The sequence below is a fragment of the Moritella sp. F3 genome, from assembly GCF_015082335.1.
Classification (GTDB): Bacteria; Pseudomonadota; Gammaproteobacteria; order Enterobacterales; family Moritellaceae; genus Moritella.
The window spans coordinates 99,391-112,494 of sequence record NZ_BLRL01000012.1 but is presented as its reverse complement, the minus strand read 5'-3'; the positions used below and the strand labels follow the sequence as shown (position 1 = coordinate 112,494).

Below are 13,104 nucleotides of genomic sequence, written 5' to 3'. Positions count from 1 at the left end.
ATGAAGACCGATTGTACATGATGTATTTTTGGTGTTTTTCGTTAAATAGTACAGACTCTTTAAACCTCATATTTAGGGGGAAGATTCGTGCTATTAACGCGGTTATAAGGATGTTAATTGATAGTCATATCAAGTCTTCAAGGAACCAAGTCCGCATAGTTATTCTTAATGGATATTTATCTTAAAGATAGTTATGTTGATAGTGAGATTAATGCTTTTTTAATATAAGTATTCGTCATTTATATGTCATCTGTTTATCTTCGAACGTGGTCTATTTACCTTAGATAGCCAGAGTGCGTCGATATTTCTTTATTTGAATTTATCCAGAATAGCTACCGCAAGTAATTAACGATTAACTATGCGTAATCACGATAGTTATAGCGTGTTAATTACAGTGATTTAATTTTTGGTTTATAACAAATTCAATAAATTTGGAGATGATTCTTGATGAATTTTGTAATGGGTATTGTAGGCGTTTTCGCGCTACTCGGTTTAGCGCTGCTATTATCGGACAACAGAAAAGCAATTAACTTTCGCACTGTGGGTGGCGCATTCGCTATTCAGGTTATTATTGGCGCGTTCATTTTATATTTCCCTCCAGGTAAAGAGTTACTACAGAGTTTTTCTACTGGCGTAGCAAACGTCATTGCGTATGGTAATGAAGGTATTCAATTCTTATTTGGTGACTTAGCCAGATTCAAAGTAGGCTTCATTTTCGCGATCAACGTATTGCCTGTGATCGTATTTTTCTCATCATTAATCGCGGTTTTATACTATCTCGGTATCATGAGTATGGTGATTAACTTTATCGGTGGTGGTTTACAGAAGGTATTAGGCACGAGTCGTGCGGAATCACTTTCTGCAACAGCGAATATTTTTGTTGGTCAAACTGAAGCGCCACTTGTTGTGCGTCCATTCATTAAATCAATGACTAAATCAGAGTTATTTGCGGTGATGGTTGGTGGACTTGCCTCTATCGCTGGGTCAGTACTCGCTGGTTATGCTGGTCTTGGTATTAAAATTGAGTATCTCGTGGCTGCGTCATTCATGGCAGCGCCGGGCGGTCTATTAATGGCTAAGATTATTAAGCCAGAAACAGAAACGCCAAAGGTATCGTTGGATGATCTTGACGACGACAATGACGACAAACCAGTAAACGTACTTGATGCAGCGGCTGCGGGTGCGTCTTCAGGTATGATGTTAGCGCTTAACGTTGGTGCAATGTTAATTGCATTCGTTGGTCTAATTGCCCTCGCAAATGGTATCACAGGTGGTATTGGTGCTTGGTTTGATATGCCTGAATTGACCATTCAAATGATCTTAGGTTGGATGTTCTCGCCACTGGCATTTGTTATTGGTGTGCCGTGGCACGAAGCCGTCGCTGCGGGTAGTTTCATCGGTCAGAAATTGGTAGTGAATGAGTTTGTTGCTTTCCTTGATTTCGTTAGCTACATTAAAAATAACGAACTATCTGAGCATACTCAAATCATCATTTCTTTCGCACTGTGTGGTTTTGCTAACTTTTCATCGATTGCGATTTTGCTCGGTGGTTTAGGTAGCTTAGCGCCGTCACGTCGTGCTGACATTGCGAGTATGGGGATGAAAGCGGTATTAGCTGCTTCTTTAGCTAACTTAATGAGCGCAACGTTGGCTGGTTTATTCCTGGGCTAATGGCATAGCGCTGTAGTCGCAGAGTAAGGTATTGCTCTACACTGTTTGTCGACATGTTCTATCATAATGTTCGGTCGACAGTGTGGGGCGTTTTTGAGTTAAATAACTCGTTAATATAGACATATATTTAATATGTTGTTTTATTGTTGTTTATTTGCACATAGTGAGAAGTACGACCGTTATAGCGGCATTTATTGCTTGATTTCTTTGTCACTTAGCGTAACTTTAACACTGTAGTTTAAACCAATTGCACATGAAGTACTTTTGGTGTTTTTCGTTAAATACGACTGACCTTTGGCCTTTAAGCTTCAGCTTAATATATAGCCCTAGTTCGTTGTATTAGCGCGGTTATAGGGATATTAATTGATAGTCATATCAAGTCTTCACGGAACCAAGTCCGCATAGTTATTCTTCATGGATATTTGTCTTAAAGATAGTTATGTTGATAGTTAGAATAATGCCTATGTTAATAATAGTATTCATTCTATTATTAAATAAGCAGTTGTTATTTATACGTCATCTATTTTTACCTGAATGTTATTGTTTAAGGTAAGCATATCTTTATTTTTACTCATCCAGAATAGCTACCGGTAGTAATGTCGATTAATCATCATTAACGACTCATTACTACGTTTTCACTATTGGTTTTTTTACACTCTATATTTTTAAATATAATCCGGAGACTTAATATGAGTAACTTTAAAGTAGCAGCGCAACGTGCATTAAACATGATGGACCTGACAACACTTAACGATGATGATACAGATGCGAAAGTAATTGAACTGTGTCATAAAGCGAAAAGTGCTGCAGGTAATACTGCTGCTGTTTGTATTTACCCTCGCTTTGTTCCTATCGCGCGTAAAACATTGAATGCAATCGGTGCTGAAACGGTAAAAATCGCGACAGTAACGAATTTCCCGCACGGTAATGACGATGTTGCTATCGCTGTAGCTGAAACAAAAGCGGCTGTTGCCTACGGCGCAGATGAAGTTGACGTTGTATTCCCATACCGCGCACTGATGGCTGGTAATGCTGACGTTGGTTTCGAATTAGTGAAAGCATGTAAAGCAGCATGTCCTGCTAACGTTCAACTTAAAGTGATCGTTGAAACTGGCGAACTTAAAACAGAAGCATTAATCCGTCAAGCGAGCGAAATCTCAATTGATGCAGGTGCTGACTTCATTAAAACATCAACAGGTAAAGTGCCTGTTAATGCAACGTTAGAATTCGCTAAGATCATGCTTACTGTGATCAGCGAGAAAAACACTGATGTTGGTTTCAAACCCGCTGGTGGCGTTAAAAATGCTGAGCAAGCAGGTGAATACCTTGCATTAGCTGAGTCAATTCTAGGTAAAGACTGGGTTTCTCCAGCAAAATTCCGTTTCGGCGCATCAAGCCTACTTGCTAACTTATTAGCTGAGCTTGAATTAGCAGAAAAGCCTGCTGACAGCAGCGGTTACTAATTATCTAACTCTCTGGTTCGATAGAGCAATATCCACAAACAAAATATTTGGTATTGATTAGGTCGTATGTTGAGCATAACGACTGACTTAATCAATCCAATATGTGCTTATTCGATCCTGATTTTCTGTATTTAAACGAAACGCTCCCATTTTAAGGAGCCGCTTTTCTGATTCAAGGAGTAGATGATTATGTTTATACCGCAAGAAATTATTCGCCGTAAACGTAATGGTGAAGAACTAAGTCGTGCTGAAATAGAATATTTTGTTAAGGGTATTGCTGATAACAGCATTTCGGAAGGCCAAATTGCTGCATTTGCGATGGCAACGTATTTTAATGATATGACCATGCCTGAACGTATTGCGATCACAACAGCGATGCGTGATTCAGGTGATGTATTAAATTGGGATGCGATGCAACTCAATGGCCCTATTGTTGATAAACATTCAACGGGCGGCGTCGGTGATGTTATTTCATTGATGCTTGGTCCTATGGTTGCGGCATGTGGTGGTTTTGTACCGATGATATCTGGCCGCGGCTTGGGTCATACTGGTGGCACATTAGATAAACTTGATGCCATTCCAGGTTATCAAACGACAGTTGATAATACGCAATTCCGTCAAGTTGTTAAAAACAGCGGTGTGGCGATTGTAGGTCAATCTGCAAATCTAGCACCTGCTGATAAACGCTTTTATGGTGTTCGTGATATTACCGCGACAGTTGAATCTATTTCCCTGATCACAGCGTCTATCTTATCGAAAAAATTAGCGGCTGGTCTTGATGCACTCGTGATGGATGTTAAATCAGGCAGTGGTGCATTTATGCCAACCCATGAGCAATCTGTCGAATTGGCTAAAAGCATCGTGTCTGTGGCTAATGGCGCAGGTTGTAAAACATCGGCACTGATTACTGATATGAACCAAGTATTAGCAAGCAGTGCGGGTAATGCAGTTGAAGTGCGTGAAGCTGTACGCTTCTTAACGGGTGAATACCGTAATCCGCGTTTACTTGCAGTAACAATGGCGTTATGTGTGGAAATGTTAGTATCGGCAAACCTAGCGACAGATGTTGATGATGCCCGTCATAAATTACAAACCGTGCTTGATAACGGTAAAGCGGCGGAATTATTCGGCACGATGGTCACAGGTTTGGGCGGACCAGCAGATTTTGTTGATAACTATGACCTACACTTACCAAAAACCGATATCATTCGTCCGGTATTTGCTACTCAAAGCGGTTATCTCACTGCAATGGATACACGTGGCTTTGGTATGGCGGTTGTTGCGATGGGCGGTGGTCGCCGTGTTGCGACAGATCAAATAGACTATGCAGTTGGTTTATCTGATATTGCAGCCTTGGGTCAGCAGTTAGATGCTCAGACGCCAGTGGCAATGGTACATGCTCGCAGTGAAGCACTGTTTGATGCTGCACAAGCTGAAATTTTAAAATCAATTAATATTGGCGATACACAACCTGCAGCCAGTGCAGATGTTTATCAACAAATTCGACTTTCAGATGTCTAACGTTTAATAGACAGCTTATATGGCTAATTGCAGCTAAAGTCGATAACGAACAGTACTATTTATAAAGAATAGTGAATGGAAATAGGTCAGTGTGATGAAACGTACAATTATATTAATGTTGGATTCATTAGGTATTGGTGCTTCGGCCGATGCGGATAAATTTGGTGACGTAGGCAGTAATACATTTGGGCATATCGCCCAGTGGTGTGCTGAAGGTAAAGCAGATATAGGTCGTGAAGGCCCGCTGCATATTCCTAACTTAACCAAACTCGGTCTTGCGCATGCGTGTGCAGACAGCGTGGGGTCATTCCCAGCTGGCTTGGATGCAAATGCTGAAGTGATTGGTGCATACGGTTATGCTCAAGAGCTATCAACGGGTAAAGACACTCCGAGTGGCCATTGGGAAATTGCCGGCGTACCGGTACTGTTTGATTGGGGTTATTTCTCTGATACTGAAAACAGTTTTCCACCAGAGCTACTACAGCAATTAGTAGAACAAGCAGACTTACCAGGATATTTAGGTAACTGTCATTCTTCTGGTACTGAGATCTTAGATCTGATGGGCGAGGAGCATATGGCTTCTGGCAAACCTATTTTCTATACGTCAGCAGACAGTGTATTCCAAATTGCTTGTCACGAAGAAAGCTTTGGTTTAGATCGTTTACTGAAACTATGCGAATTAGCACGTGAATTATTAGAACCGTACAATATTGGTCGTGTTATTGCGCGTCCATTTATCGGTAATGATAAGAGTGATTTTGCCCGTACCGGTAATCGCCGTGATTATTCACTGCTACCACCGGCACCAACATTACTCGATCGCATGGCTGAATCGGGTGGTGAAGTGGTGAGTGTGGGTAAAATTGCAGATATCTACGCACAGCAAGGTATTACCAAGAAAGTCAAAGCGACAGGTCTTGAAGCATTATTTGATCTGACGTTAGAGCAAGTTAAACAAGCAGGTGATCAAACGATCGTCTTCACTAACTTTGTTGATTTTGATTCTTCATGGGGTCATCGTCGTGATGTTGCTGGTTATGCTAAAGGACTAGAGTATTTCGATACTCGCTTACCTGAGCTGCTAGCAATACTAGATGAAGGTGATGTTGTCGTGTTAACAGCCGATCATGGTTGTGACCCAACAGCACCGGGGACAGACCATACACGTGAACACATTCCAGTGATCTTCTATGGCCACAATGTGCCAAAAGGACCGTTAGGTTTACGTGATACGTTTGCCGATATCGGTCAGTCAATTGCGGCTTACCATGGTCTAGAAAAACTAGAATACGGTACGAGCTTTTTATAAATAGATAGTAATTCATAATAAATAGTAACATGCATGCTCAGCTACAGAATGCTGGGCACAACCAAAACAAAGAAGGTAAAAATATAATGGCTACTCCACATATTAATGCAGAACAAGGTGATTTCGCTGAAACGGTACTATTCCCAGGTGATCCGCTACGCGCTAAATACATCGCAGAAACATTTTTAGAAGACGTTAAGCAAGTGAACGACGTGCGTAACATGTTCGGTTTCACTGGTACTTACAAAGGTACACGTGTTTCTGTAATGGGTTCAGGTATGGGTATCCCATCTTGTTCTATCTATGCAAAAGAGCTAATCACTGAATACGGTGTTAAAAACCTTATCCGTGTTGGTAGCTGTGGCGCGATCAGTACTGACGTTAAAGTACGTGACGTTGTGATCGGCATGGGTGCATGTACTGACTCTGCTGTTAACCGCGCTCGTTTCGACGGTTATGATTTTGCTGCTATCGCATCATGGGAACTACTAAGCAAAGTAACACGCGCTGCAAAAGCATGTGGTATCGATGCAAAAGTAGGTAATATCTTCTCAGCAGATTTATTCTACACACCTAAACCAGAACTATTCGATACAATGGAAAAACTAGGTGTACTAGGCGTTGAAATGGAAGCGGCTGGTCTATATGGCGTTGCAGCTGAATTCGGTGCAAATGCTATCTGTATCTGTACTGTATCTGATCACATCCGTACGGGTGAAGTAACGACTGCTGAAGAACGTCAATTAACGTTCAATGACATGATCGTAATGGCATTAGAGTCTGTGTTAATTGAAGACTAATATACTGCTTTACTAAAAATACCCGCTAATTTAGATTAGCGGGTATTTTTTTGTCTGTAATATGCCTCATCGATCACCACTCATACGCGTGAACCCGATGAATACTTGTATCAACAGCATGCAAGGTTTACACTTATCCACATTCATATTCCTTGCTAAAAGAGAACATAATGGCTGGTCCTCAGTTTATCTATTCGATGCATCGTGTTGGCAAAATCGTGCCACCGAAACGTCAAATTCTTAAAGACATTTCACTTAGTTTTTATCCTGGCGCTAAGATCGGCGTACTGGGTTTAAACGGCTCTGGTAAATCAAGCTTATTACGCATCATGGCTGGTGTAGATAAAGACTTCGAAGGTGAAGCGCGTCCATTAGCGGGCACTAAAATTGGTTATTTACCGCAAGAACCAGTACTGGATCTAGAAAAAACAGTACGCGAAGTTGTTGAAGAAGCGATTTCAGAATTAAAAGATGCAATGGCTGGTCTTGATCAAGTTTATGCTGATTATGCAGAACCGGATGCTGATTTTGACAAGCTTGCGAAGAAACAAGAAAAGTTTGAATCTATCATTCAAGCGCACGATGGTCACAACATCGAAAACCAACTAGAGCGTGCTGCTGATGCATTACGTTTACCTGAATGGGACACTAAAATCAAAGTCCTATCTGGTGGTGAGCGTCGCCGTGTTGCTATCTGTCGTTTGTTATTAGAAAAACCAGACATGCTATTACTAGACGAACCAACTAACCACTTGGATGCTGAATCTGTTGCTTGGTTAGAACGTTTCCTACTTGATTATGAAGGTACTGTTGTTGCTATTACGCATGATAGATATTTCCTTGATAACGTCGCCGGTTGGATCTTAGAGCTTGACCGTGGTGAAGGTATTCCATGGGAAGGTAATTACTCTTCTTGGTTAGAGCAAAAAGATGCGCGTCTAGAACAAGAAGCGTCACAAGAAAGCGCACGTAAAAAATCAATCGAAAAAGAATTGGAATGGGTTCGCTCAAACCCAAAAGGTCGCCAAGCGAAAAGTAAAGCGCGTATGGCCCGTTTTGAAGAGCTTAATCAATCTGATTATCAACGCCGTAACGAAACCAACGAACTGTTCATCCCACCAGGTGAACGTTTAGGTGACAAAGTAATTGACGTTGAAAACCTAGGTAAAGCGTATGACGGTCGTGTATTAATTGACGATTTATCATTCTCGATGCCAAAAGGCGCTATCGTTGGTATTATCGGTCCCAATGGTGCAGGTAAATCAACACTATTCAAAATGCTAGATGGTAGCGAGTCTCCAGATGCTGGTACTGTTTCTGTTGGTGAATCAGTGAAGTTAGCAAGTGTTGATCAGTTCCGTGATCACATGAATGGCGAGAACACGGTTTGGCAAGAATTGTCAGATGGTTTAGATATCATCAAAGTCGGCAATACTGAAATGTCATCACGTGCTTACTGTAGCCGTTTTAACTTTAAAGGTACAGATCAACAAAAACGTGTTGGTCAATTGTCTGGTGGTGAGCGTGGTCGTTTACACCTTGCGAAACTACTACAGTCGGGCGGTAACGTGATCCTACTGGATGAGCCAACCAATGACTTGGATATCGAGACACTGCGTGCACTTGAAGAAGCAATTTTAGAGTTCCCTGGTTGTGCGATGGTTATTTCTCATGACCGTTGGTTCCTTGATCGTATTGCAACGCATATCCTTGATTACCGTGATGAAGGTAAAGTGAACTTCTACGAAGGTAACTATACGGATTACGAAGGATGGTTGAAGAAAACATTGGGCGCAGAAGCGACTCAGCCACATCGTATTAAGTACAAACGTATTAGCTAATACGTTGTCATTCTCGACGTCATTATCTTGACCTTAATGTGTAACTACAGAGAGGATGAGACAAATTAAGATTAAAAGCCTGTAATTATGATGTTACGGGCTTTTTTTTACTTGCTAGCTTATGAGATGTAATGGCTTTGTCTTTTAACCGCAACAAAATATCCTCATTACTCTGGCTATAAGTCGCGGAACCCTGCTTACTCGGGTATTGTTGTAAGCGAAATTTTGCTTTCGATTTAACTAATGGGCAAACTAGCCATACGATATAAACAATGGATTGTTATATTCTCTGTGACTTTAATTAAATATGCTATTTTTATCATCTTACCGCTGTATTTTGCCGGGAGCTTTTTTGCAGTACGTGCTGATCATAACATTGAGCATGTGCGTATCTTGTTACCGCCTGCTGCAGTGATTCAATCGGCTGGCTATTATATGGCTGAGCATAAAGGCTTTTTTAAACAGCAAGGTATCGATGTAAACTTACTTACTGCGCGAACTCAGCAATCTATCTCCAAATCTGTCGATGACGGCGAGGCTGAATATGGTGTGACTAATGCGGATATATTGATTGAAAAGGCTAACGGTCGAGCACTAGTTGCGATCGCAGTGTTATTTCAAAACTCTCCAGCTGCGCTATTAGCTTTGAAAGATACAGTCTTGAAAGGTAAGTCATTAAAAAATAAAGGCATCAATAAGTTGGCCGACTTACATAATAAGCGGGTTTTATTATTACCTGGAACCCAAGATATTGAAGTGATCAGTTTATTACGTAAGTACCATATCCAATCAATTAATATGTCATCGCCAACGGTTACACGAGATATTACCACCTTGGTAAACAATCAATTTGACGGCTTCAGTATTAATTTAACCAGCGGCCCTTATAATGCGTTTCGCCAAGGTGTTGAGCCCGTTATCTTTATGCCGAAAGAATATGGTATTGATTTTTATAGTGGTTTCTTATTTACCAGTCAACAAGAAGCAAACTCTAACCCCGAGCGTGTGGCTGCGGTTCGAACTGCGATATTACAGGGGTGGGAATACGCCTTAACACATACGGAAGAAACCCTCGATGTCTTGGTCAGTTTAAATCCGCGTGATGAAGTACGTGAAGCCAGCCGCAATAAATTAAAATATCAGTTAATTACTATACGTGACTTCATCTTGCCTGATTTCGTGCCTTTGGGTTATATCAATCAACAACACCTGCGGGATATGCAGCAGCAATTGATCGATTTTGATTTAATTGCTAAAGGCAGCGATTTTAGTGGATTTATCTATATTCCACCGCGCGCTAAAATAGATTGGCAAGTGTGGGGGATCTGGTTAAAGATAATCATTGCGGCGCTGTTATTTAATGGTTTGTGGCTATTCTATCTGCTCATTATTAATCAACGTTTAAAGCGTGAAGTATTGGTAAGAAAACGCGCGGAACAACATATTCGCTATGCGGCAATGCATGATAATTTAACTGGGTTAGCCAACCGAGCGCTGTTAATGGATACCCTAGATAATATTTTACCCTTGGCGAAAAAAGATAAGATAAGTCCGGTATTATTATTTATGGACCTCGATCGTTTTAAGCAGGTTAACGATCGTTATGGCCACGCGGCAGGAGATGAACTATTAATTGCCGTTACGCAGCGTATTTCTCGATTACTCGGTGGCCCGGGTGAACTGCTTACTCGTTTAGGCGGCGATGAGTTTGTGATATTACTCCCAAATTCTAATTTGCAGTATGCGGCAGTGCTAAGTGATAAAATAGAGCGCACTTTATTGCAATCATTTGCCTTATCTGTGTGTAATGTATCTATCGGTATCAGTATTGGTTATAGTGTTTATCACCCAAATATGAGCGCTGATGAGCTATTAACTGGGGCTGATAATGAGATGTACGCGATAAAAAGTGATCACCATTTAAAAATAAATAAAATATTTTGTTGAATGGCATTTATTTTGCTTAGCTAGGGTTATTAGCTATTATTTGACGGTGTTTGTTGGTATTTAGTTGTACTATAGTTAATTGTAATCGCGTCTAAGCTAATCGTTTATTCATTTTCAAATTTAAGCAGTGATCGCCAGCATGGAATTATCTAATTACACAGATGTAATTAAAAAATTAACGACCTTGTATCATGAGCCTGATTTCAGTCGCTTAGTCGAGCAGCTGACTGAGGGGGAAACTAACAGCACCCGCTTTTTAATTAAGATGGAAGTGAACCGTCTTTCTGCCCCAACACGCCGTATTCTTGATTTTCGTCAGCGTGGCGACAATGGCGTTATTGGCTATGAATATGACGGTATTTTACATCACATTACCCCGACCGAAATTAAATTATTAGAAGCACTATTAGTACAACAGCAAGGTACATATACCTTAGGTATTTACGAAGAAGTGTTAGCTTATCACTTAAGTGAGCGCATTAAGCCTGCGGCCCAGCGCGATGTCGTCGTCATGGACCCTGCTGCCCAATTTGCTGTTGAAGCAGTGCAATACGCGTCATATTTTATCCGTAACGAAGAGCGCATGCATTATAGCTCGGGCATTAAGTTACGTGTTGGCGATCGTGTTGTCGATGCAATGACCTCGGATATATCTACCAGTGGCATCAAAGTAAAAATCGATAAAGGCCATGATATTGCGGCTGGCAGCTTAGTAAATGTTAACTTTTCTCGTTTACGCCAAGAGTACGCTAATCATTTATTGCGTGACTTTTTTGCTTATAAGCTCATGGGTATTGATGAAGAAGAGAAGTTTGATTATCTACGTTTGATGCGGATTGATGACAATACTGAATTAGATACTTTTATCAGCACGTTGATCACGCAGAACAAGAGTAAATACAAAGTTAATGTGCGTTATCAAGAAGAGAATGTGGTTGTTAAGGGCTATGAGCAATTCTTCTTACCCCGTATGTCTGGCTTACCTTTGTATGTATCGAATGCGGATAAACCAGTATTGAGTCATTTATTATTGAATGAAAATAACCGTGGTGTTTATGATTACTGGGTTAATGAAGAATCGAAGAGTCAGCTAGAGGCCTGTTGGCAAAGCCCTTGGATGCAAGTTTTAATGCAGGGTAATGAACGCATTGAGACGACTATCTACAGTTTTTATCATACTCAGAATGGGCATATCTATTTCTATGCCGCCGATGCAACGAGTTTGGCGAAATCTGGTTCTAAAGCCCTGTTTTTAGCGTTTGCATCTCAGCGTCCTAATTTTCGCGTTTTTAAACTGTCATTGAACCCGACAGTATTTGATGAAAAGAAACACTTACTCGAGGTTGAAAGCCAGCATCAAGCGCTCGGCTCGCACACGCTGTCGGCGTTACAAGATATTCGTTGGGTGGGGTTACTGCAAGATATCACCAATGAAAATGTCTTAAATGATTATAAAGCGTATGCGCAGCAGGGCTGTGATTTTAATCAGCTACACCAATATCGCTTACCTATCGCCGAGCAAAGCGCGCAATTAAGTCAGTTTAAGTATGTGCAATTACGCAAAGAAAGCCGCTTTAGTTATAAAACTGCCGTTGTTGCCAGTAATACTGGGCTGAGTATTAAGGGGTGGAGTAATGACTTTTCAACTGAAGGTTTACAGATTGAATTAGAAACGCCAATTGATGTACAGATAGGGCATCGTATTTATCTTGAATTACCGATGTTACAAAAGTTATCTAAAAAAGTGGCGCTGACGGATTTACCTTACAGCGTTGTAGGCTGTAACAAGGCGAAAACGGTGTTACATCTGCAGATCGCAGGTGATAAAGACAGTCATATTGGTTGTAAGTTTTTTAATTTATTAATTAGCAGTAATAAAGACAAATTAAAGAGTATGCCTGAGCCAAGCCAGTCACCTGGTGTAACTGCGGTATTACGGAATATGTATTGCCATCACTTGTCGACGTTGCCCTTGTATATCCATAAGGTAAATACCAGCTACCAAATTGATCGGATCGGTATTAGCCAGAGCGAGAATAGCTTATTACCGTTATTTGAATTCTTTGGCCAAGCTGAAACACCTTATAACCTTTATCCTTTGTTAGGTGATAACAGCATTAAGCAGGTGTTTGATGAGGCATTAGAGGGGTTACAGTCTACTTACCGCCCTTGGCAGCAAGTGCTTTATATTACTATCGCGGCGAGTGATTCTACGGTGGATAGCAGATTTGAAAAAGATTTTAGTGACGATCATGAACGCCGCCAATTTATTAGCCATAGTTTACAAAAAGGGGCGTTTTTTGCTGTTCAAGTGATGCTCTCACGTACTGGCAGACCTGATATGGAGTTCATCGAAAAAGAGCTGAATTACGTGAGTCATTATGCCATGCACAGAGCGCAGAAACTGGAAGATGAATTGTGGCGTGTCCGCGGTGTAGTTGATTTGATAGATGTGTCCGAGGAACTCTTATATCGATTGGGCTTACGACGCACGAATTAATGCGCTGTAAACAACACCGACGCCTCGCTTAATGTTCTATCTAGGTGTCGAT

8 protein-coding genes are annotated in these 13,104 nt (G+C 41.0%); all 8 read left to right on the top strand.

Features of this window, described 5'->3' with window-relative positions:
- Positions 1-447 precede the first annotated feature (447 nt).
- Complete coding sequence (locus JFU56_RS17560) at positions 448-1,671, top strand: NupC/NupG family nucleoside CNT transporter (RefSeq protein WP_198438568.1); 1,224 nt, start codon at positions 448-450, stop codon at positions 1,669-1,671.
- A gap of 689 nt (positions 1,672-2,360) precedes the next feature.
- Positions 2,361-3,134: a deoxyribose-phosphate aldolase gene (gene deoC, locus JFU56_RS17555; RefSeq protein WP_198438567.1), complete on the top strand. Its 774-nt coding sequence runs from the start codon at positions 2,361-2,363 to the stop codon at positions 3,132-3,134.
- A gap of 189 nt (positions 3,135-3,323) precedes the next feature.
- On the top strand, positions 3,324-4,655 hold the full coding sequence (gene deoA, locus JFU56_RS17550; protein ID WP_198438566.1) for a thymidine phosphorylase: 1,332 nt from the start codon (positions 3,324-3,326) through the stop codon (positions 4,653-4,655).
- A gap of 94 nt (positions 4,656-4,749) precedes the next feature.
- Positions 4,750-5,964, top strand: a complete 1,215-nt coding sequence (locus JFU56_RS17545) for a phosphopentomutase (RefSeq protein ID WP_198438565.1) — start codon at positions 4,750-4,752, stop codon at positions 5,962-5,964.
- 86 nt (positions 5,965-6,050) lie between these two features.
- On the top strand, positions 6,051-6,764 hold the full coding sequence (deoD, locus tag JFU56_RS17540) for a purine-nucleoside phosphorylase (protein WP_198438564.1): 714 nt from the start codon (positions 6,051-6,053) through the stop codon (positions 6,762-6,764).
- Positions 6,765-6,934: 170 nt separating this feature from the next.
- The gene (gene ettA, locus JFU56_RS17535) at positions 6,935-8,605 is read left to right on the top strand and encodes an energy-dependent translational throttle protein EttA (RefSeq protein ID WP_198438563.1); all 1,671 of its coding nucleotides are present in this window, start codon (positions 6,935-6,937) and stop codon (positions 8,603-8,605) included.
- A 291-nt stretch (positions 8,606-8,896) separates the two neighbouring features.
- Positions 8,897-10,552, top strand: coding sequence for a GGDEF domain-containing protein (locus JFU56_RS17530; protein ID WP_242066002.1), 1,656 nt, complete (start codon positions 8,897-8,899; stop codon positions 10,550-10,552).
- A 139-nt stretch (positions 10,553-10,691) separates the two neighbouring features.
- Complete coding sequence (locus JFU56_RS17525) at positions 10,692-13,052, top strand: PilZ domain-containing protein (protein WP_198438561.1); 2,361 nt, start codon at positions 10,692-10,694, stop codon at positions 13,050-13,052.
- Positions 13,053-13,104 lie beyond the last annotated feature (52 nt).

Coding starts and splice junctions, on each gene's coding strand:
- JFU56_RS17560 (WP_198438568.1), top strand. CDS start 448: ATGAATTTTGTAATGGGTATTGTAGGCGTTTTCGCGCTACTCGGTTTA.
- deoC (WP_198438567.1), top strand. CDS start 2,361: ATGAGTAACTTTAAAGTAGCAGCGCAACGTGCATTAAACATGATGGAC.
- deoA (WP_198438566.1), top strand. CDS start 3,324: ATGTTTATACCGCAAGAAATTATTCGCCGTAAACGTAATGGTGAAGAA.
- JFU56_RS17545 (WP_198438565.1), top strand. CDS start 4,750: ATGAAACGTACAATTATATTAATGTTGGATTCATTAGGTATTGGTGCT.
- deoD (WP_198438564.1), top strand. CDS start 6,051: ATGGCTACTCCACATATTAATGCAGAACAAGGTGATTTCGCTGAAACG.
- ettA (WP_198438563.1), top strand. CDS start 6,935: ATGGCTGGTCCTCAGTTTATCTATTCGATGCATCGTGTTGGCAAAATC.
- JFU56_RS17525 (WP_198438561.1), top strand. CDS start 10,692: ATGGAATTATCTAATTACACAGATGTAATTAAAAAATTAACGACCTTG.